Raw genomic sequence first — 22,778 nt, forward strand, 5'->3', positions numbered from 1 at the left:
GCTATGAGTAACTACGGTAAAGAAACACTATCTATTAGAACACAAATAGAACGATCGCAATTTTTAGAGCATTCAAGTCCTTTATACTTGTCATCAAGTTTTGTGTTTGAAAACGCCGAAGATATGCGAGCGTCTTTTGCAGAAGAAAAACAGCGAAATATCTACAGTAGGTTCTCAAACCCTAACACCTCTGAGTTTGTAGATAAAGTATGTAAAATGGAAGGAGCTGAAGATGGATGCGCTTTTGCTACAGGAATGGCAGCAGTGTACTCTACATTGGCAGCACTTTTGGAAAGCGGAGATCACATCGTATCTGCACAATCTGTATTTGGTTCTACACATACATTGTTTACCAAATATTTTCCAAAATGGAATATTACCACAAGCTATTTTAAAGTTGATGAAATTAATACATTAGAAAGTCTTATAACTCCAAACACTAAAATACTATATGCTGAATCACCAACCAACCCAGCAGTAGATATTTTAGATTTGGAGTTTTTAGGAAATATTGCTAAAAAGCATAACTTAATTTTAGTAATAGATAATTGTTTTGCAACACCTTATTTACAACAGCCTATAAAATTTGGAGCAGATATTGTGATACACTCAGCCACAAAATTAATGGATGGGCAAGGTCGCGTATTAGGTGGCGTAGCAGTAGGGAAAGTCGATTTAATTAGAGACATTTATTTGTTTTCAAGAAATACAGGGCCTGCATTATCACCATTCAACGCCTGGACATTATCTAAAAGTTTAGAAACCTTGGCTGTACGTGTCGATAGACACTGTGAAAACGCTTTAAAAGTTGCTCAGTTTCTTGAAAGTCACGATAAAGTGAATTGGGTTAAATATCCATTTTTAAAATCGCATCCGCAATACCATATAGCAAAAAAGCAGATGAGTCAAGGAGGTAGTATTGTGGCGTTTGAAATAAAAGGAGGTATTGAATCAGGACGTAACTTTTTAAATACGATTAAGATGTGTTCACTATCAGCAAACTTAGGAGATACACGGACTATTGTGACGCATCCAGCTTCAACCACACATAGCAAATTAAGTAGGACAGATAGGCTTGAAGTAAGTATTACTGATGGATTGGTACGTGTATCTGTTGGATTAGAGAATGTAGAAGATATTATTAACGATTTAAATCAGGCATTAAAATAATGAGTGACATAAAAAAAGAAATAGAAAAGCGAATCTTAGTCCTAGATGGTGCCATGGGAACCATGCTGCAACAGTATAATTTCACAGAAGAAGATTTTCGTGGAGGGCGTTTTAAAGAGTATCCTTCGCCTTTAAAAGGAAATAACGATTTGTTGTCCATTACACAACCACAGGCGATTGCAGATGTTCATAGAAAGTATTTTGAAGCTGGAGCAGATATTGTTGAAACCAATACCTTTTCTGGAACTTCAATTGCTATGGCAGATTATAACATGGAACATTTGGTGTATGAACTCAACTATGAGTCAGCTAAAATTGCAAAAAAAATTGCTGAAGAATTTACTATCAAAAACCCTAATAAACCTAGATTTGTAGCAGGAAGTATTGGTCCAACAAACAGAACTGCAAGTCTGTCTCCAGATGTAAACAGACCTGAATATCGCGCTATTACTTTTGAAGAGTTAAGAGTCGCTTATAAAGAACAAGTAGAAGCTTTAATTGATGGAGGAGTAGATGTGCTTTTGGTGGAGACTATTTTTGATACACTTAACGCTAAAGCTGCATTATTTGCCATTGAAGAGGTTAAGGAAGAACGACAAATTGATATACCAATCATGGTTTCTGGAACCATTACTGATGCGTCTGGTAGAACCTTATCTGGACAAACTGTCGAAGCTTTTTTGGCATCAATTTCTCATGTGCCACTATTAAGTGTTGGATTTAATTGTGCGCTTGGTGCAGAACAGTTAAAGCCATATTTACAGCGTTTATCAAATACAACAGATTTTCATACTTCTGCGCATCCTAATGCTGGATTGCCAAACGCTTTTGGTGAATACGACCAAACTCCAGAACAAATGCAGCAGCTTATTGAAGACTATCTTCAAGATGGATTAATAAATATTATAGGTGGTTGCTGTGGTACAAGTCCAGCGCACATTAAGGCTATTGAAGAAGTAGCTAGAAATTATAAACCAAGAGAAATTACATTGAACGTATAATGAGTGAGATAAAATTAAAATATTTAACCTTATCAGGATTAGAGCCTCTTGTGGTTACTCCAGAAAGTAACTTCATAAATGTGGGAGAACGTACCAATGTTACAGGATCTAGAAAGTTTCTACGCTTAATAAAAGAAGAAAAATATAATGAAGCCTTAGATGTTGCAAGGCATCAGGTAGAAGGAGGTGCTCAAATTCTAGATGTAAACATGGATGAAGGCATGCTAGATGGTGTTGATGCCATGACCACGTTTTTAAACCTTATTGCTTCCGAACCTGATATTGCTCGAATCCCAATTATGATAGACAGTTCCAAATGGGAAATCATTGAAGCAGGACTTCAAGTAGTGCAAGGGAAATGCGTCGTGAATTCTATTAGTTTAAAAGAAGGAGAAGCAGAATTTATTCGTCAGGCAAAACTAGTAAAGCGTTATGGAGCTGCTGTGATTGTGATGGCTTTTGATGAAGAAGGACAAGCAGATACTTATGAACGAAGAATTGAAATTTGTGAACGCTCTTATAACATATTGGTTAATGTTGTCAAGTTTCCGCCGCAAGATATTATTTTCGATCCTAATATTTTTCCAGTAGCAACAGGAATGGAAGAGCATCGCAAAAACGCGCTGGATTTTTTCTATGCTACAAGATGGATTCGAGAAAACTTACCTTATGCAAATGTATCTGGAGGAGTGAGTAATGTGTCATTCTCTTTTAGAGGTAATAATACCGTTCGTGAAGCTATGCATTCATCATTCTTATTTCATGCTATAAAAAATGGTATGAATCTAGGAATTGTCAATCCGACAATGTTAGAGGTTTATGATGAAATTGATAAAGAATTATTAGAGTGTGTTGAAGATGTATTGTTTGACAGACGTGATGATGCGACTGAACGATTGTTAGATTTTGCAGAAACTGTAAAAGGTCAGAAAAAAGAAACCACAGAGCAAATTTTAGAGTGGAGAAATGATGCTTTACAAGACAGGATTACTCATGCATTAGTAAAAGGAATTGATGCTTTTATCATTGAAGATGTAGAAGAAGCGCGTTTAGTTTCAGAGAAACCGATTGAAGTCATCGAAGGTCATTTAATGATTGGAATGAATGTCGTTGGAGATTTGTTCGGAAGCGGAAAAATGTTCTTACCTCAAGTAGTAAAATCTGCTCGTGTCATGAAAAAAGCAGTCGCTTATTTGCAACCATTTATTGAGGCTGAAAAAGACGGTAAACAAGAATTTTCTGGTAAGATTTTAATGGCAACTGTAAAAGGCGATGTGCATGATATTGGCAAAAATATAGTGAGTGTTGTATTGGGTTGTAATAACTATGAAATAGTCGATTTAGGCGTCATGGTACCACCAGAAAAAATCATTGAAACAGCTATCAAAGAGAAAGTAGATATTATTGGTTTAAGCGGACTAATCACACCTTCACTTGATGAGATGGCCTATGTTTCCAAAGAAATGGAAAAGAAAAATCTAAATATTCCATTAATTATTGGAGGAGCTACCACGTCAAGGGCTCATACTTCTGTTAAAATTGCTCCGAATTATAGTGATACAGTAGTACACATTAATGATGCCTCTAGAGCTGTAACTGTTGTTGGAAACTTACTTCAAAAGGATAATAATATATACAAAGAACAGATTAGGGAAGAATATGATAAGTTCCGTGAGCAATTTTTGAAAAGAGGAAGAAAAAAGGAATTCTTATCTATCGAAGAGGCGCAAAAAAATAAATTCAAAATCGATTGGAATTCAACTGAAATAGTAGAGCCAAAGCAATTAGGAATTCAAATTCTTGAAGATTTCAACATTACATTATTAGAAGATTATATTGATTGGTCTCCATTTTTCAGAAGTTGGGATTTACATGGCAAGTATCCTCAAATTTTAAAAGATGAGGTAGTTGGAAATCAAGCGTTAGAATTATTCAAAGATGCGCAAGAGTTGTTGAAACGAATATTTGATGAAAAGCTACTTAAAGCTAAAGCTGTTTTTGGATTGTTTCCAGCCAACACAATTAATGATGATGATGTAGAATTATACAATAAATTTGGAAATATTGAATCTACATTCCTAACCCTTCGTCAACAATCAAGAAAAGCAGAAGGAAAGCCAAACATTGCTTTAGCAGATTTTATAGCTCCAAAAGAATCTGGTAAACAAGACTATATAGGCGCATTTTGTGTATCGACTGGTTTTGGAACTGAAAAACTTGCCAAAGAGTTTGAAGAAAATCATGACGATTATAATGCCATTATGATAAAAGCATTGGCTGATCGTTTAGCAGAAGCTTTCGCAGAATATTTACATAAAGAAGTAAGAACAAAATATTGGAGTTATGCATCAAATGAAAATTTATCTAATGAAGAGTTGATTAAAGAGCATTATAAAGGTATTCGTCCTGCTCCAGGATATCCAGCTTGTCCAGATCATTTAGAAAAACAGACAATTTGGAAACTGTTAAATGTAAAAGAAAACATTGGTGTTGAGCTCACAGATAGTTTGGCAATGTGGCCAGCAGCTAGTGTAAGTGGTTATTATTTTGGAAATCCTGAAGTTCGATATTTTGGCTTAGGAAAAATAACCGAAGACCAAGTAAAGAATTATGCAAGGCGTAGAGGCATTTCTACAGAAGAAGCAAAGAAATGGTTGAACCCCAACATAGCAGATTAAAAACATGAAAGTAACAGAGCATTTAAAGAAAGCAAATGGAAACACACAGTTTTCATTCGAGATATTACCACCTTTAAAAGGGCAACACATTCAATCTATATTTAATAATATTGACCCTTTAATGGAATTTAATCCACCATTTATTGATGTGACTTACCATCGTGAGGAATATGTTTACAAAGAACTTGAGAATGGTTTACTAAAAAAACAAGTGGTAAAAAAACGCCCTGGAACGGTTGGTATTTGCGCTGCAATTCAGAATAAATATTCAGTAGATGCGATTCCACATATTTTGTGTGGAGGTTTTACCAAAGAAGACACAGAGAACTTTTTAATCGACTTAGATTTTTTGGGCATTGATAATGTCATGGCTTTGCGCGGAGATGCAGTGAAAACAGAAACGTATTTTAAAGCAGAAAAAGAAGGGCATAATTATGCTAGTGAACTAGTAACTCAAATTCAAGAATTAAATCGAGGTAATTATTTAGATGAAGAATTACTTAATTCTTCAGCGACAAATTTTTGTGTCGGTGTGGCAGCTTACCCTGAAAAACACATGGAAGCGCCAAGTTTAGATAGTGATATTCATTTCTTGAAAAAAAAGATAAGAAATGGTGCTGAGTATATTGTTACACAAATGTTTTTCGATAATCAAAAGTATTTCGACTTTGTTGAAAAATGTAGAAAAGAAAATATTACAGTCCCAATTATTCCAGGATTAAAACCTATCTCAACCAAGAAGCAACTTAATTTAATTCCACATAGGTTCCATGTAGATTTACCAGAAGAACTTATTATTGAAGTAGTTAAATGCAAAGATAATACACAAGTAAAGCAAATAGGGATTGAATGGTGTATTAAGCAATCTAAAGAACTTAAAAAAGCTGGAATTCCTGTATTGCATTATTATTCTATGGGGAAAAGTGACAACATAAAAAGCATTGCTTCGCAAGTGTTTTAGGGTTTTTATTAATTTGTGGTGTATTTAAATCTAAAAACAATATCAATGTCAGTTCGAGTGATTTTGAGGAACGAAAAATCGTATCGAGAACTAATTAACAAACTAAAAGTTTTATTCTCGATACAAATTTTTACTCTTTTTCAATCGTAAAATTCACTCGAATTGACAAAATTCATTAAAACACCTAGCGAGTATTTATTTACCTATATTTACTGACAATTATGAGAGCAAAACTGTTTCTACTTTTTGTTGGTTTTTCAATTTTTAGCTTTTCTCAAGAGAAAAAAACATCTACTTTTTCCAGTATTGACGTCAACTATTTTAAAGGAAATATTGCACTTCATAACGATGATATTCTTCATCTAATTACAGGACATCCAGAAGGTGTCATCATCAGTTGGAATAAAAAAACATTTGGGTTCAATACTTGGGAACAACGCTATAATTACCCAGATTATGGAGTATCATTCAGTTATCAAAATTTAAAAAATGAGGTGCTCGGTAATAATTATGCGCTTTATGGTCATTACAATTTCTATTTTCTAAATCGGAATTTAATGGTTCGAATCGGTCAAGGGTTAGCCTATACGACCAATCCTTATGATAAAGAAACAAATCACAAAAACATAGCCTTTGGAACTAAGTTAATGAGTAGTACCTATGCGATGATTAACTATAAAAAGGAACGTATTTTTGATAATTTCGGATTTCAAGCTGGTTTATCGCTTATTCATTATTCTAACGCCAATGTAAAAGCACCAAATACAAGCATTAATTCATTAACTCTAAGTGCTGGAATTACTTATAATTTTGATGATGAAGACCCAGAATATCAATACGATTTAAGTGACGATACAAAATTTACACAGCCAATAAAATACAATGTTGTTTTTAGAAGTGGCGTCAATGAAAGTGATGTGCTTGGAAGCGGTCAGTTTCCTTTTTATATTGTCTCTGCTTATGTAGATAAACGTTTGAACAGAAAAAGTGCCATCCAATTTGGAGTAGATGCTTTTTTTTCTAGGTTTTTAAAGGAGCTAATTTATTATGAATCTATTGCCTTTCCAAATAGAAATATTGACCCAGATACAGACTATAAGCGCTTAGGAGTGTTTGTTGGTCATGAGTTGTTTATTAATAAATTATCCATTGAAACACAACTTGGATATTATGCTTATTATCCTCACGATTTTGAAGGTAGAGTGTATCAACGTATAGGTGCAAAACGCTATTTTGGAGATAAGTGGTTTGTTGCAGTTACCTTAAAATCGCATGCTGCAAAGGCTGAAGCTGTTGAACTAGGAATTGGAATTCGATTATAAAGTTGGAAGGATGAAGACCAAAGAACATAAAAAAAACTCCTTTCCTAATTTAGGGAAGGTGGGTTTATTCCGAAAAAACGGAATAAAGACGGAAGGGTTATAAGATTTCCTTTTACAAGGAAAGTAAATATGAAAAAAATAATATACACACTAAGTTTAATGTTCGTTTTTGCTTGCAACAGCGAAGATGCTTCCGATTGTTTTCAAACCGAAGGGCACCTTGTGCAACAAGAAATTGTTGTAAACCCTTTTGAAAACATCTTGGTGAATCGTGATATTGAATTAATTATAAAAGAAGGTTTAGATTACGAAGTAATCGTAGAAACAGGAAAAAACCTTTTAAATGATGTTGAAGCAATAGTGGTTGGGAATGAGTTGCAACTAACAGATAATAACGGTTGTAATTACGTAAGGAGCTATGGTATTACCAAAGTATATGTTACTGCACCAAATATTAAAGAAATTAGAAACTCTTCGCAATACGAAATATCATCAAACGGGATATTAACCTATCCCGACTTAACACTCATTTCTGAAGATTTTAATGCTCCTGGAAGTTTTACCGTTGGTGATTTTAGATTGCAAGTAAACAATGATAAATTAACAGTTGTGTCCAACAATATTTCATCATTTTATATCTCTGGAAATGTCAATAATTTGTTTGTAGGTTTTTATGCAGGCGCTGGACGTTTTGAAGGCGAGAACTTAGTCGCTCAAAATGTGGATGTATTTCATAGAGGCAGCAACGATATGATTGTAAATCCGCAAATATCTCTTACAGGGATTTTAAATGGTACAGGGAATTTAATTTCGGTAAATCAACCTCCAATAGTAGATGTGGAAACACCTTATATTGGTCAGCTTATTTTTAATTAGAAGTCTTAATTAAATGGTTTCCATAGTAAAGGACACTTAAGGCGATTATTAGGCAAGGAAACAAACCTGAAAATAACCCAACTTGTAAACCGGTTAAAAACCCTCTCATAAAAAACGCTGCAAGAATATAAAATATAAATCCACTACCAAATTTCAAGAGGCGCTCAATATTATTCATTTTTTGAGTCTTGTAAACAATAAAAAACGGAAGTAAAAAGCTTAAAAGAAAAGCACAAATCTTGCTGTTTAAGTTTGCTCCTGTATCTAAAGTTGAATAACCAAAAATCTCCATTAGAGCAATATTTAAAAGAACAAGAAAACCCCCATTAATTATTAAACTAGCGATTGAAGTTTGTTTGCTAGAGCTATTTTGAAGTTTAAACGTGATAACATCTAGTTCTAAAGCATTACAAATAAGATTTAATGTTTGACCACGAGGAGTGTTCTCGTCGTTTTCAATACGTTGTATCGTTCTAAGATTAACTTTGCTTAGTTCAGATAATTCTTCTTGGGTTAATTGCTTTGTTTTTCGAGCCTCTTTAATTTTTTCTCCTAATGATTTCATTTAAATAAATGTTTCTTTAAAATTAAAAAATTAAATGGTTTTTGATAACGGTATTTGAACGACATTTTTACGGCATTTATGAAATGTCGTAAATTTTCAGTACTGAAATCAATTAGTTAATATAATATCATTTGTTGAACTTTTGACAAAGATGAATGACAATCCAAAATTAAAAAATTCAAAGTTGTTTATTTTTTCATAAACAATATTGAAACCTACTTTATCTTCAAGTAAAAACCCTTTTATAAAACCTAAATAATTAAAATAGTCTGAGTAATAACCAAATTGAAATCCATAATAAATATTTGGATGAATTTTTTGGAGCCCAATTGATGTTCCAAAGTTATTTTGTTTGTTGAATTTTTGATGACCAATTTTTAATACTAAAGCTATATTGCTAAATCTTAAATAAGTAGAACCAATAAGGCTGAGGTCTCTGTAAAATAAATGTTTAGAGTATAAGTTTTTTTGAGAAAACTCAATTGAAGCTATGTTTAAGTGTCGATTTGGATAATTTAGTGAGAGATTTGTTTTAAAAGTATAATCATTTTTAAAATTAGTTTGACCACTTAATTTATATAAAAAATCTGTTCTTAATTCTTCAAAATGTGCTAATGGTTGAATATCAATACCATTACTCATTGAAGCACCAAAGATTGAATTAGGCGAATCGTAGATAAGTCCTATATCCAAGAATTTAGTTTCAGTAGAAAACTCTTCAAGCAGTATTTCAATATTTTTATTGATTCCAACTTTATAATCTAAATTTTGCATTCCAATCGCTGAAAAAGTTAAAATATCTAAAGAATTAGGGATAGTTATTTTGAAATAGCCATCGAAATTAGTTTCAGTGTTTATTTGAGTTCCTTTAATAGTTACTCTAACACCAGGAAGAGGTGTTTTACTAATATCTCTAACAATTCCAGAATATTCTTTAGATTGACTATGCAGGACAACACTGAGTAGAAATAATATTAAAAGTAAAGATTTTTTCATTTAAAGATTGTTGAATACTATGCCAAGATAATTACTCATTGATTTATCGAAAAACTATAATGAGTGAAACTATATTTTGAGTTAGTTAACTCGTCAACTCCCTAAATAAACTCTCCAAACTCGCACTTTTTTGGTTTAATTGTAGAATTTTTAAATCGTTATCATGTGCAAAATCAAATACGTAAGAGCGCATATCTTCAGTAGAATCAAAGGTTATTTCATACATAAAATCATAAAGATTTTCAATTTTAACAACTTTAGGCATACTCTTTAAAAAAGCTTCTTCAACTCTATAATCAAAAGCCACAACAATCACTTGTTGCGAGCCTTCTCTAAGTTCTTTTAAGGTTTTATCAGCAACAATTTCACCTTTATTTATAATAATCACACGATCGCACATAGCTTCAACCTCTTGCATAATATGAGTCGATAAAAACACGGTTTTTTCTTTACCAATGGTTTTTATAAGGTTTCTAATATCTGCCAATTGGTTTGGGTCTAATCCTGTGGTTGGTTCATCAAGAATCAATACATCAGGATTGTGCAATAAGGCATTTGCTAATCCAACACGTTGACGATACCCTTTAGAAAGCTGTCCAATGGTTTTATGTGCTTCAGGTGTTAAGCCAGTAAGCTCTATAACTTCCGCAATTCTCTCTTTAGAGACATTGTATATTTTTGCATTAAACGCTAAATATTCTTTTACATACATGTCTAAGTACAAAGGGTTGTGTTCTGGCAAATACCCAACACTTTGCTGTACTTTTTTGGTTTCGGTAGTCACATCAAAATCATTAACCTTGGCAGCTCCTATAGTAGCATCAATGTAGGTGGTTAATATTTTCATCATGGTCGATTTTCCAGCACCATTAGGTCCTAAAAATCCAACCACTTCAGGTTTTTTAACTTCAAAACTTACATTATTAAGTGCTTTTTGGGTTCCGTAAATCTTTGTGAGTTGCTCTACTTTTATTGACATGCAAAAAATATTTAATCAAAAATAAACATTAAATAAACTTTATTTTAGGTAAAACACCTAAAAAAATGCTTTAGTATTTTGATTTTTGAAAATAATAGTTACTTTAGCCCAATCAATTAGGATATAATGACATCAAACTTTGCATATTATAACTGGTTTTATTTCTTTTTTAGCAAAAGAAACGAGACGTTATATGTGTAATTTATAGATATAAATTTAAATGTAAGTCTCGATGAAAATCGGGACTTTTTTTATATATGATTAAATCAGTAGCCATACAAGGAGTAAAAGGATCGAACCATTATATTGTGTCACAACAATATTTTAATAATGGTGTGTCGGTTATGGAATGCTTAACTTTTGATGAGGTTGTAAACAACTTAATTACTAAAAAGTGTGATGCAGCTATTATGGCAATAGAAAACTCAATTGCAGGCTCTATTATTCCAAATTATGCCTTAATTGATGGTCAAAATTTACATATAGTAGGAGAGCAATATTTAGATATTCAACATAATTTAATGGCACTTTCTGGACAATCTATTAATGATATCACTGAGGTATATTCGCATCCAATGGCTTTGCTACAGTGTAAAGAATTTTTTAAGAAGCATCCTCATATTAAATTGGTTGAAGATAAAGATACAGCCGAAGTTGCACAGCGTATTCAAAAGGGTCAATTAAGAAATATTGGAGCTATCGCCACCGAAATGGCAGCCGATATTTTTGAAGTTGAAATTTTAGCTAAGAGCATTCAAACCATAAAGCACAACGAAACCCGATTTGTTATTGTAAAGCGCACAAATTCTGAAATACCTGAAAATCAAATAAATAAAGCATCTTTGAAGTTTGAGTTAGACCATAAACGAGGTAGTTTAGCAACTATTTTAAATGTAATGAGTGATTGTAAATTAAATTTAACTAAAATACAGTCTTTACCTAAAATAGAAACACCTTGGAAGTATGCATTTTTTGTGGATGTTACTTTTGATGAATATGAAGATTACACAAAAGCGAAATCAATTATGAATATTATGGCACAAGACTTTAAAGTGCTTGGAGAATATACAAATGCAAAGTTATGATTGAAGGAGCCAAGAGATTGCATACAGTTGAAGAATACTATTTCTCCAAAAAATTGCGAGAAGTAAGCATGCTAAAAGCAGCAGGGAAACCAATTATTAATTTAGGCATTGGAAGTCCAGATTTGCAGCCACCACAAAAAGTAGTAACTGCATTGATTGAAGGATTGCAAGATGCAAATGCTCATAAATATCAAAGCTATCAAGGTTTGCCTGAATTACGGGAAGCCATGGCAGAATTTTACCGCGAACAGTTTCAGGTGCATTTAAGTCCAATGACCGAGATTTTACCTCTCATGGGAAGTAAGGAAGGTATTATGCATATTTCTATGGCTTATCTTAATGAAGGCGATGAGGTATTAATTCCTAATCCTGGATATCCAACCTATCAATCGGTTACCAAATTATTAGGTGCTAAACCTATACTTTATGAGTTGGATGAAGCCAATAATTGGATGCCTGATATCATGGCTTTAGAAAAGCAGGATTTAAGTAAAGTTAAGCTAATGTGGATAAGTTATCCGCATATGCCAACAGGTGCGCAAGCTAATTATAAGGTATTTGAAGAGTTAGTAGATTTTGCAAAAAGAAATAATATACTGCTAGTAAATGATAACCCATACAGCTTTATTTTAACCGATGCTCCAAGAAGTATTTTAAAAGTCAACGGTGCAAAAGAGGTGTGCATTGAATTAAATTCTTTGAGTAAAACCTTTAATATGGCTGGATGGCGTGTAGGAATGGTGTTAGGTGATGGTAAGCATATCAATAACATTTTAAAAGTAAAAAGTAATATGGATTCTGGTATGTTTTATGGAATCCAAAAAGGAGCTATTGAAGCGTTACGTTGCTCAAAATTATGGTATTTAAGCTTAAATAGTGTGTATGAACAACGTCGAGCATTGGTATGGAAATTGGCCGAGGCTTTAAACTGTACTTATGATAAGAATGCTTCGGGATTATTTGTTTGGGCAAAGTTACCGCCCTACACAAAGGCAGAAGAATTTATAGATGTGTTATTAAAAAACAATCACTTATTTGTAGCTCCAGGAACCATTTTTGGAAGTCAGGGAGAAGGTTACATTCGATTTTCTTTATGCGCATCAACTGAAGATATACAAGAAGCAATAACTAGAGTATTATGAAAAACATATATATCATAGGAGTTGGATTAATAGGCGGAAGTTTAGCATTAGATATTAAGAATTTAGATGCAACAACCACTATTTATGGAATCGATAAGAGTGATGAGCATTTAGATATTGCTTTAGAGAATGGTATTATAGACCGCAAAGCAACTATTGAAGATATTAAAAATGCCGATTTGGTTATTGTGGCTATTCCTGTAGACGTAACGGTTAAAGAATTGCCGAAGTTGTTAGATATGGTGTCTGATGACACCTTAATTGTGGATGTTGGCTCAACTAAAGAAGATATTTGTTCAGCTGTAGAAAATCATCCTAAGCGTAGAAATTTTTTAGCAATGCATCCAATAGCTGGGACGGAGTTTTCTGGTCCAAATGCAGCTATTTTGGGATTGTATAATGGAAAGACCAATATTATTTGTGAAGTGGAAGAAACTGCTTTTAAGCTTCAGGAAAAAGCGTTAAAACTATTTTCAGATATTGGGATGCGCATGCGTTATATGAAGCCAAAAGCACATGATAAACATATAGCTTATATGTCGCATTTATCACATATTAGTTCATTTATGCTGGGGAAAACAGTTATTGATAAGGAAAAAAATGAACGTGATATTTTCGATATGGCAGGCAGTGGATTTGAGTCAACTGTTCGACTAGCTAAAAGTTCACCAGAAATGTGGACACCAATTTTCGAACAAAATAAAACCAATGTCATTGAAACCTTAGAAGAATACATCAATAATCTAACGCAATTTAAAGAATTAATGCAGCGCGATGATTTTGAAGCTATTTACAACGAAATGAAAAATACGAATTACATAAAACAAATTCTTAACGGAATTGCATAAAAACAAGTTATGGAAAACAAAAAAGAACTTAGAACATGGTTAGATAATTTTGGGTTAGATCATCCATTAGTAATTGCTGGACCATGTAGTGCCGAAACCGAAGAACAAGTATTAACTATAGCACATCAACTAAAAGATAGTGATGCTACTGTTTTGCGTGCAGGAATTTGGAAGCCCAGAACGCGTCCAGGTAATTTTGAAGGTGTAGGTGCTTTAGGCTTAAAATGGATGCAAAAGGCTAAAGAAGAAACAGGATTACTTACTGCTACCGAAGTTGCTAATGCAAACCATGTAGATTTAGCGTTACAACATGATATTGATATTTTATGGATTGGAGCGAGATCTACGGTTAGTCCGTTTATCGTACAAGAAATTGCCGAAGCACTTAAAGGAACAGATAAACCTGTATTAATTAAAAATCCTGTAAATCCAGATTTAGCACTTTGGCTAGGTGCTGTAGAGCGTTTTTACACCGCTGATGTTAAGAATTTAGGGGTGATTCACAGAGGGTTTTCAACTTATGAAAAAACGAGATACCGTAATAATCCAGAGTGGCAATTACCAATCGATTTACAAAATAAATTCCCAGATTTACCATTAATATTAGACCCTTCGCATATTGCAGGAAGACGTGATATTATTTTCGATTTATGCCAGACAGGGTTGGATTTAAATTTTGATGGATTAATGGTAGAAACACATCACAATCCAGATAAAGCTTGGAGTGATGCTGCACAGCAAATTACGCCTTCTGATTTGATTCAGTATATGGAAGATTTGAAGATTAGAAAAGAAACCTCTGCTGAAGCTGAATTTAAAAATAGCATTAACACGTTGCGTACTCAAATAGATGTAATAGACCATCAATTAATAGAGGTGTTAGGTAAGCGTATGAAAGTATCAGATGCCATAGGTAATCTTAAAAAAGCGAATAACGTAGCAGTATTACAATCTAAACGATGGAACGAGATTTTAGGTAAAATGATATTAGAAGGTGAGCAACATAAATTAAGTGAAGAGTTTGTATTGAGAATGTTTAAAGCCATTCACCAAGAATCGATTAATCATCAAGAAAAGATATTTAAACAACAATAATAAAAAAGGTGCCAATGGCGCCTTTTTTAATTAGTTCTTTTAAAAATATATCTGGTTATAAAAATACCATTGCCATCACCTTTACCTGAGTCGCTTTCAACAGCACTTGTAACAAAAGCTAATTCCCAACCTTCACTAATCATAGAATTGATTTTAGAAGAAATTACAGCATCGTTAGCAGCAATATTTTGAAAACGGATGCCTCCAAGGTTAAAAAAGTTTAAAAGTTTAGTTTCTTCAAAATCTTTAACACGAATATCTTTTCTTTTAGATTTGTTTCTAGTGTTATCATCTTCTGTTTGCTCAGACGTAAATTCTTTATAATCTCTATCTTCTTCTGTAGAAATCAGCCTAGATCTACCTAAGCCAGCAGGAACAATAGACTCTACACTAGTAATTACTTTATACTCTACTTGTGCATTAATTTCGATGCAAACAAAAAATAAAAGAGCTATTAATACTGGAATTTTTTTCATTTTTTAATATTTTTAATTTATATGATTCTAAGATAAGACTTTCTTTATATAAAATTGTTACTTTGTAATTCAGTTTAATTTAATTAATGACAGGACTCGTTTATAAATCTACAGGAAGTTGGTACACCGTTAAAACCCTTAATGGAAAATTTTATGAATGTAGAATTAAGGGGAAATTTCGTTTAAAAGGCATAAAAAGTACTAACCCAATTGCCGTTGGTGATTATGTGGAGTTTGAGTTAGAAACCAAAAACAACCAAGAAACAGGTGTTATAAACCGTATTCAGGATCGAAAAAATTATATTGTTAGAAAATCGGTAAACCTATCAAAGCAAACACACATTATTGCGAGTAACATTGATCAAGTGTTCCTATTAGTGACCATTAACAATCCACCAACCTTTACAACTTTTATAGATAGGTTTTTAATAACCGCAGAAGCATATTCAATAAAAGCGGTGTTATTATTCAATAAAATTGACACCTATGACGAGGAAACGCTTTTAGAAGTAAAATATTTAGCAGCATTATATAGAAAAATAGGGTATGAGTGCATAGGTATTTCGGCTAAAACAGGCAAAAACATAGACAAGGTTAAAGTGTTAATGAAGGATAAGGTGAGCATGTTTACTGGCCATTCTGGAGTTGGAAAATCTACATTAATTAATGCCATTGAACCTGGATTGGATTTAAAAACTAAAGAAATTTCTGAACAACACCAGCAAGGACAACATACTACTACCTTTGCCGAAATGTTTGACTTAAGCTTTGATGCTAAAATAATTGATACACCAGGGATAAAAGGTTTTGGAGTTGTAGATATGGATAAGGAAGAAGTTGGTGACTATTTTCCTGAATTTTTCGAATTAAAACAACATTGTAAGTTTAATAATTGTTTACATATTCATGAACCAAATTGTGCTGTTAAGGAAGCATTGGATAATGATGAAATAGCGTATTCAAGATACAGAAGCTATCTACAAATTCTAGAAGGTGAAGACGAACATTTTAGAACCGATAATTTTGGCAAGGAATAAATGAAAGCAGTAATACAACGCGTTACTAAAGCAAGTGTCACTACTGGTAGAGTAAAAGTGGCATCCATTAATGATGGCTTATTAATATTACTTGGAATTATTAATGAAGATACTCAAGAAGATATTACATGGTTAAGTAATAAAATTGCTAATCTAAGAGTTTTTGGAGATGACCAAGGTGTTATGAATAAATCTATCTTAGATATTAATGGCGATGCTATTGTAGTAAGCCAATTTACACTACACGCAAACACAAAAAAGGGTAACAGACCAAGTTACATTAAAGCAGCAAAACCAGATGTGGCTATTCCATTATACGAACAGTTTGTATCACAACTTGAAAGCGATTTAGGTAAAAGAGTGCAAACTGGTGAGTTTGGAGCCGATATGAAAGTAGAATTAATTAACGATGGACCTGTAACCATAATTATTGACACCAAACAAAAAGGGTAAAAGCATCAATAAGCTTGGATTTTAACTATATTTTTAGTAGGATTTATACTTCAAAAATTAAAAAAAATTATATATTAGCATCACATTGCAGTTGTCATTTGATAAGTCCCCTAAGACTACAAAATTAGTTTTTTATTAAATCTACTTATATGAATTATAAAAATATAGTAGGCGTTTTTTTGGTGTTTACTACCTTTAATGTTCTGTCGCAGAACAATTCGCTTGCTGTGACTGAAATTCCAGAAGAGCTTAAAAAAAGTGCAAATGCGGTAATTAGAAGTTATGATGTTACTGTAGATTTAAGCTCAGTAAATAAGATGATTGTAAATACTAAGCGTATAATTACTGTGCTTAATAAAGAGGGAAATAAAAGTATTCGTGCATATGAACGCTACGATAATAATTCTAAAATCAGAGATATAAGGGCTATTGTTTATGATAGATTTGGAAAAGAAATTAAAAAGATAAAGAAGAATGATTTTAAAGATGTTAGTGATGTTGATGTACAGACTTTATACTCTGATAGTAGGGTAAAATATCTAGATTATACACCTATTGCATATCCTTATACTGTTGAGTATATTAGTGAAACTGTAAACGGTACTACAGGATACTTACCTCGGTACTTGCCAATTAATAGTTATTTTTTAAGCGTAGAAAAAAGTTCTTATACATTAAATTATGCATCAAATCTAAATATTAGAGTTCAAGAGAAAAACACAGAAAATATTGGTTTGATAAGAGAAGAATCTTCAGGAATAATTAATTATAAAACCAATAGTATTAATGCTATTAAACCAGAATCGCACAGTTCACCATTAGAGAACATTATTCCTAAAATTTTATTTGCTTCAAACGAATTCTATTATGAAGGTGTACCAGCAAAAGCTGAAAACTGGAATGAGTTGGGTGATTGGATTTATCAACGTTTGCTAAAGGATGTTAACGATTTGCCTACAAGTACAATAGCACATGTTAAAAAACTAGTACAGAACGAAAGCGATGATATTGCTAAAGCAAGAAAAATCTATCAATATGTTCAAGATAAAACTAGATATATAAGCGTACAGGTAGGTATTGGAGGATGGAAGCCTTTTAATGCATCAGATGTAGACAGGTTAGGCTATGGAGATTGTAAGGGGCTAACTAATTATACTATGGCTTTATTGGAAGCAGTTGGAGTTAAAGCAAACTATGCATTAGTCCACTCTGGGAGTTCTCAGCAGAGTTTCGATGAGAATTTTGCAATAATGCAAGGAAATCATGTTATTCTAAATATACCTTTAGAAAATGATGAAAATATATGGCTAGAGTGTACTAGCCAAAAATCACCTTTTGGCTTCATAGGATCTTTTACAGATAATAGGAATGTTTTAGTAGTATCACCAGAAGGAGGAGAAATAAAGCGTACAAAAAAGTATAATATTGGAGAAAATAGGCAAACCATTAGCGGTGAATGCAATATCGATTCTAATGGAAACATTAAGATAGACGCTACTGTTCTTTCAGAAGGCATACAATACGATGATAAATATTACTTAGAAAGCTTGGAGGAAAGAGATTTGGAGAAACATTATAAAGAAAGGTGGAGTTATATAAATAATATTTCCATTAGCAAAATGGAAATTATAAATGATAAGGAACAAATCAAATTTAAAGAAATCATCTCTTTTAGTGCGTCAAATTATTTGAATATTGTAGAAGACAAAATGTTACTTAACCTTAATGTATTGAATCGAAATACATATATCCCAGATAGATATAGAAATAGAAAGTTACCACTTGTAATAAGAAGAGGGTTTAAAGATTTTGATGAAGTAAAAATTTCTATACCTAAAGGCTATAAAGTAGAATCAATACCAAATGATAAGATTATTGAAACCAAATTTGGGAATTATAAAATGAGTTTAAAGATTAATGGAGAAACCACATTAATTTACAAAAGAGAATTTACTCTAAATGATGGTGAATTTCCAAAAGAAGATTACTCAGATTTTAGAGCATTTTACAGAAATGTATCTAAAAGTGATAGCGCTAAATTAATACTAGTTAAAAAATAAAGAAAATGAAAGAAATTATATTGCTATTGTTTTTAAGCATTAACATAACCACATATTCTCAAGACTATAAATTTGGTAAAGTATCGAAAGATGAATTGCAAGAAAAGTTTAACCCTCTAGATTCATCTGCAAATGCAACCTATTTGTATAAGTATAGAAAAACTCATTTTGAGTATAGGAAAGATGATGGGTTTGTTTTAGTAACTGATATTCATGAAAGGTTAAAAATTTATAACCAAGAAGGGTTTTCATATGCAACAAATTCGGTTTTAGCTTATAAAAATGGAGGAATAAAAGAAAAGGTAACTGGCTTAAAAGCATATACCTATAATTTAGTTAACAATAAAATAGAAGAGGATAAGCTTAAAAAAGATGCGATTTTTGATACTGAAATATCCAAATTTAGAGATGAAGTGAAATTTACCATGCCCAATATTAAAATTGGGTCGATTATAGAATACAAGTATAAAATTGTGTCTCCATTTGCAACTAATGTAGATGAATTTGTGTTTCAACATGATATTCCAGTTAAAAAAATTGAAGCAAGGTTTGAGGCACCAGAATATTATAAATTTAAGTTAAATGCTAAGGGATTTTTAAATATTGTGCCTGAACAAGAAACTAGTCAAGATAAAATTGAATTTACAACTAAGATACGACCTAAAGCAGGAATTGCTAGTAATAAAACATCAAGTTATAGTACCTCAAGAGTTGAATTCACTAAGCATATCTGGAAATATAATTTGTCCAACATTCCTGCATTAAAAAGCGAGCCGTTTGTTAATAACATAAATAATTATCGTTCATCTGTAAAGTATGAGTTGTCTTATACTCAGTTTCCAAATACTTCTATGGAATATTACTCTACTACTTGGGAAGATGTTGTTAAGACCATTTATGAAAGTGAGGATTTTGGTCGCGAACTTGAAAAATCTAACTATTATAAAGATGACATAGATAAGCTTTTAGCAAATAATTCTAATCCTCAGGAAATAATTGGACTAATCTATAATTATGTAAAAACTCAAGTTAAATGGAATGGGTATTATAGTAAGTACACTAATAAAGGCGTGAGAAAAGCATATAACGATCAAGTTGGTAATGTTGCAGAGATAAACTTAATGTTAACATCTATGTTACGATATGCAGGTGTTAACTCAAATCCTGTTTTAGTGAGTACAAGACAAAATGGAATTCCCTTATTCCCAACTAGGGAAGGCTATAACTATGTTATTTCTTGTGTAGAAGTTCCAAAAGGGGGTCATATTATTGGACGCAACGGGTAAGTATAGTTCACCAAATATATTGCCTTTTAGAACATTAAATTGGGAAGGTAGGATTATAAGAGAAAATGGAAGCTCTGCTTTAATTAATCTATACCCTAAAGAAAAATCAAAAAAAACGGTTTCAATGATGGTAGAGTTTGATGTAAATGGAAATATTAGGGGTACTATAAGAACTTTAAAGACTGCCTATAGAGCTATGGGTTATAGAGAATCTTATATAGAAACCAATAAAGAGCAATTCTTAGATGATTTGGAAAACGATTATAATGGTATGTTAGTTTCAAATTTTGAGGTAAAGAATGACTTGGACCTCTCTAAGCCTATAATGGAGACTTATAACTTTGTTTTGGAAAGTCAAGCTGATGTTATTGGAGATGAAATGTATATTTCACCACTATTTTTTTTATCAACTATGGAAAACCCTTTTAAGCTAGAGAAAAGAGATTTTCCTGTTGATTTCGGATATCCGTATTTAGATAAATTTATGGTAAACATCAATATCCCTCAAGAATATTTAGTAGAATCAATGCCGAAACCAAAAATGATTAAATTACCAGATAATTTAGGGACATTTAAGTACGAAATTGCAGAAAACAATGCTAAAATCCAATTAGTAGTAGAATCAGAAATTAATGAAGCTGTTATTTCAGCTTCTTATTATGAAGCATTAAAAGAATATTTTAAGCAAATGATTGAAAAAGAAAATGAAAAAATTGTATTAAAAAAAATATAAAAACAATCAATAAAGTATCAGCTAAAATGAAAAAACTATTCTCTTTATTATTTCTAGTGATATGTTTCTCAGTCAAATCTCAAAATTACAATTATGGGAAAATATCAAAAGAAGATTTTTCTACACCAATAGATTCTGAAGACGATGCCGTTATTTTATACAAGAATAGAAAAACAAATTTTGATTATAATGCAAGCGATGGCTGGGTAGTAGTTACAAAAATTCATCAACGAATAAAAATCAATTCCAAAAGTGGACTGGGTTGGGGAACACATAGTCGTTTATTATTGAAGTCTGGAGAGAATGAGGAAGAAGAAATGGTTGATATTAAAGGAGCTACTTATAATCTTACTGGAGGGAAAATAGAAAAAACAAAGCTAAAGAACAATGGTATTTTTGAAGAAGATTTAAATAAATATAGAAACAAAGTAAGCTTAACAATGCCAAATGTTAAAGAGGGTAGTGTAATTGAATATCAATATACAATTAGATCTCCTTTTTGGAATATAAAAAGGGTTGATTTGCAGTATGATATACCAATTAAAAAGGCCGAAGTAAAAATTAATATTCCAGAGTACTTTATTTATAATAGATTTCAAAAAGGGTATCATCCTTTAGAATTAACTCAAACTACAAGTAATAGGAAAATACAGTACGTCTGGAGAGAAACAACAGGAGTAATTGCAACTGAAAGAAGAGAAAGCGAACTAGATTTTAAGGAAACAAGATACCTCATTTTAGCCAACAATATACCTTCAATGAAAAATGAGAAATATGTTAACAATATAAACAATTACAGAACTTCTTTTTTATTTGAATTAGCCCAGTATCGCCGACCAAACTCAATATTTAAGAATTACTCTTTAACTTGGGATGATGTTGTGAATACTATTTATAGAAGCGATTACTTTGGAGCTGAACTGAAAAAAACAGGGTATTACAAGGATGATATTGACGCAATTATTAGTGCTAACTCAAGCTTAGACAATAGAGTATATAATATTTATAATTTTGTTAAATCTAAAGTTAAATGGAATGGATATTATGGAAAACATGTTGATCAAGGAGTAAGAAAAGCTTACAAAGAACAAACAGGAAATGTAGCCGAAATTAATTTGATGCTAACATCGATGCTTAAGTATGCAGGATTAAATGCAAACCCAGTTTTAATAAGTACAAGAAGTAATGGTATCCCTTTGTTTCCAACCTTAAATGGCTATAATTATGTGGTAGCTGGTGTGGAAGGAGAAAATGGTGTGATATTATTAGATGCTACTGATAAGTTTAGCTCTCCAGATATATTACCATTTAGAGCTCTTAATTGGGAAGGGAGACTAGTTAGAGAAGATGGAAGTTCAAGTTTAATAAATTTATATCCAGAGCAAGCATCAAAAAGCACTATATCAATGATGGTAAAATTAAATGCTAATGGAGATATTGAAGGCTCATATAGAAAGGTTGTTACAAATCATGATGCAATGTTATATAGAGAGAACTATGTTAATATGAACAAAGATCAATATTTAGAAGATTTAGAAAATAGTTTTACTGACCTTGTAGTTTCTGATTTTCAAGTAAAGAATGACAAAGACCTATCTAAACCAGTGATGGAATCATATAGTTTTAATTTAGAAAATCAATTAGACAATCTTGGAGGTCAAATATTTATAACCCCTTTGTTTTTCTTAGCAGAGAAAGAAAATCCGTTTAAATTAGAGCAAAGAGAATATCCAATTGATTTTGGTTACCCATCAGAAAAGAAATACCGTATAAATATAAGCTTGCCAGAAGGATATGATGTAGAGTCCATGCCAGAATCAGTAGCGTTTACTTTGCCTGAAAATATTGGAAGTTTTAAGTATATTATATCAAGAAACGGGAGTACTATTCAAGTATTGGTTGATTTTGCTATAAATCAACCAATAATTTCAGCAGAATATTATAGCACTATAAAAGACTTATTTAAACAAATTATTGATAAAGAAAACGAACAAATTATCCTTAAAAAAATGTAA

The 22,778-nt window shown here is 32.0% G+C and carries 20 protein-coding genes; 16 read left to right on the top strand and 4 right to left on the bottom strand.

What is annotated here, in order from left to right:
• The first annotated feature begins 3 nt into the window (after positions 1-3).
• The 6 genes from E5167_RS03270 (at position 4) to E5167_RS03295 (ending at position 8,008) form a co-directional block, all read left to right on the top strand.
• Positions 4-1,170: a trans-sulfuration enzyme family protein gene (locus tag E5167_RS03270; RefSeq protein ID WP_136841024.1), complete on the top strand. Its 1,167-nt coding sequence runs from the start codon at positions 4-6 to the stop codon at positions 1,168-1,170.
• Positions 1,170-2,171, top strand: a complete 1,002-nt coding sequence (locus E5167_RS03275; RefSeq protein WP_136841026.1) for a homocysteine S-methyltransferase family protein — start codon at positions 1,170-1,172, stop codon at positions 2,169-2,171. Before E5167_RS03270 ends, E5167_RS03275 begins: the two co-directional genes overlap by 1 nt.
• Complete coding sequence (gene metH, locus E5167_RS03280; protein WP_136841027.1) at positions 2,171-4,849, top strand: methionine synthase; 2,679 nt, start codon at positions 2,171-2,173, stop codon at positions 4,847-4,849. The genes E5167_RS03275 and metH overlap by 1 nt, the downstream gene beginning before the upstream one ends.
• Positions 4,850-4,853: 4 nt before the next feature.
• Complete coding sequence (gene metF, locus E5167_RS03285) at positions 4,854-5,810, top strand: methylenetetrahydrofolate reductase [NAD(P)H] (RefSeq protein ID WP_136841029.1); 957 nt, start codon at positions 4,854-4,856, stop codon at positions 5,808-5,810.
• A 221-nt stretch (positions 5,811-6,031) separates the two neighbouring features.
• The gene (locus E5167_RS03290; protein ID WP_136841031.1) at positions 6,032-7,132 is read left to right on the top strand and encodes an acyloxyacyl hydrolase; all 1,101 of its coding nucleotides are present in this window, start codon (positions 6,032-6,034) and stop codon (positions 7,130-7,132) included.
• A 129-nt stretch (positions 7,133-7,261) separates the two neighbouring features.
• Positions 7,262-8,008, top strand: coding sequence for a head GIN domain-containing protein (locus E5167_RS03295; RefSeq protein ID WP_136841033.1), 747 nt, complete (start codon positions 7,262-7,264; stop codon positions 8,006-8,008).
• Here E5167_RS03295 and E5167_RS03300 read toward each other — a convergent pair.
• The 3 genes from E5167_RS03300 to gldA form a co-directional block, all read right to left on the bottom strand.
• Complete coding sequence (locus E5167_RS03300) at positions 8,001-8,573, bottom strand: helix-turn-helix domain-containing protein (RefSeq protein WP_136841035.1); 573 nt, start codon at positions 8,571-8,573, stop codon at positions 8,001-8,003. The genes E5167_RS03295 and E5167_RS03300 overlap by 8 nt on opposite strands.
• A gap of 108 nt (positions 8,574-8,681) precedes the next feature.
• Positions 8,682-9,569 (bottom strand): carboxypeptidase-like regulatory domain-containing protein, encoded by an 888-nt coding sequence (locus E5167_RS03305; protein WP_136841037.1) that lies wholly within the window; start codon positions 9,567-9,569, stop codon positions 8,682-8,684.
• 85 nt (positions 9,570-9,654) lie between these two features.
• A complete protein-coding gene (gldA, locus tag E5167_RS03310) occupies positions 9,655-10,548 on the bottom strand; it encodes a gliding motility-associated ABC transporter ATP-binding subunit GldA (RefSeq protein ID WP_136841039.1) in 894 nt (297 codons plus the stop codon).
• A 257-nt stretch (positions 10,549-10,805) separates the two neighbouring features.
• On the opposite strand from gldA, the gene E5167_RS03315 reads away from it, so the two are divergent.
• The 4 genes from E5167_RS03315 to E5167_RS03330 are packed head-to-tail and all read left to right on the top strand — an operon-like array spanning position 10,806 to position 14,718.
• Positions 10,806-11,633 carry a prephenate dehydratase gene (locus E5167_RS03315; protein WP_136841041.1) on the top strand — a complete coding sequence of 276 codons (828 nt, stop codon included), beginning with the start codon at positions 10,806-10,808 and terminating at the stop codon, positions 11,631-11,633.
• On the top strand, positions 11,630-12,775 hold the full coding sequence (locus tag E5167_RS03320) for a pyridoxal phosphate-dependent aminotransferase (RefSeq protein WP_136841043.1): 1,146 nt from the start codon (positions 11,630-11,632) through the stop codon (positions 12,773-12,775). The genes E5167_RS03315 and E5167_RS03320 overlap by 4 nt, the downstream gene beginning before the upstream one ends.
• Entirely contained in the window at positions 12,772-13,623 is an 852-nt protein-coding gene (locus E5167_RS03325) for a prephenate dehydrogenase (RefSeq protein WP_136841045.1), read from the top strand. Before E5167_RS03320 ends, E5167_RS03325 begins: the two co-directional genes overlap by 4 nt.
• A gap of 9 nt (positions 13,624-13,632) precedes the next feature.
• Positions 13,633-14,718: a bifunctional 3-deoxy-7-phosphoheptulonate synthase/chorismate mutase type II gene (locus tag E5167_RS03330; RefSeq protein ID WP_136841047.1), complete on the top strand. Its 1,086-nt coding sequence runs from the start codon at positions 13,633-13,635 to the stop codon at positions 14,716-14,718.
• Between the two features lie 26 nt (positions 14,719-14,744).
• Here E5167_RS03330 and E5167_RS03335 read toward each other — a convergent pair whose 3' ends face one another.
• Positions 14,745-15,194, bottom strand: coding sequence for a hypothetical protein (locus E5167_RS03335; protein WP_136841048.1), 450 nt, complete (start codon positions 15,192-15,194; stop codon positions 14,745-14,747).
• A gap of 86 nt (positions 15,195-15,280) precedes the next feature.
• Here E5167_RS03335 and rsgA point away from each other — a divergent pair, with 86 nt between their 5' ends.
• From rsgA to E5167_RS03360, 6 genes are all read left to right on the top strand, one after another.
• Entirely contained in the window at positions 15,281-16,231 is a 951-nt protein-coding gene (gene rsgA, locus E5167_RS03340) for a ribosome small subunit-dependent GTPase A (RefSeq protein WP_136841050.1), read from the top strand.
• Positions 16,232-16,684 carry a D-aminoacyl-tRNA deacylase gene (gene dtd / locus E5167_RS03345; protein WP_136841052.1) on the top strand — a complete coding sequence of 151 codons (453 nt, stop codon included), beginning with the start codon at positions 16,232-16,234 and terminating at the stop codon, positions 16,682-16,684.
• Positions 16,685-16,833: 149 nt separating this feature from the next.
• A complete protein-coding gene (locus E5167_RS03350) occupies positions 16,834-18,744 on the top strand; it encodes a DUF3857 domain-containing protein (protein ID WP_136841054.1) in 1,911 nt (636 codons plus the stop codon).
• A gap of 5 nt (positions 18,745-18,749) precedes the next feature.
• Positions 18,750-20,030, top strand: a complete 1,281-nt coding sequence (locus tag E5167_RS15500) for a DUF3857 domain-containing protein (protein ID WP_239021935.1) — start codon at positions 18,750-18,752, stop codon at positions 20,028-20,030.
• The gene (locus E5167_RS15505) at positions 20,014-20,763 is read left to right on the top strand and encodes a hypothetical protein (RefSeq protein ID WP_239021936.1); all 750 of its coding nucleotides are present in this window, start codon (positions 20,014-20,016) and stop codon (positions 20,761-20,763) included. The genes E5167_RS15500 and E5167_RS15505 overlap by 17 nt, the downstream gene beginning before the upstream one ends.
• 26 nt (positions 20,764-20,789) lie before the next feature.
• On the top strand, positions 20,790-22,778 hold the full coding sequence (locus E5167_RS03360; RefSeq protein WP_136841056.1) for a DUF3857 domain-containing protein: 1,989 nt from the start codon (positions 20,790-20,792) through the stop codon (positions 22,776-22,778).

Origin of the sequence: Pontimicrobium aquaticum, from assembly GCF_005047595.1 — a bacterium.
Taxonomy (GTDB): domain Bacteria; phylum Bacteroidota; class Bacteroidia; order Flavobacteriales; family Flavobacteriaceae; genus Pontimicrobium; species Pontimicrobium aquaticum.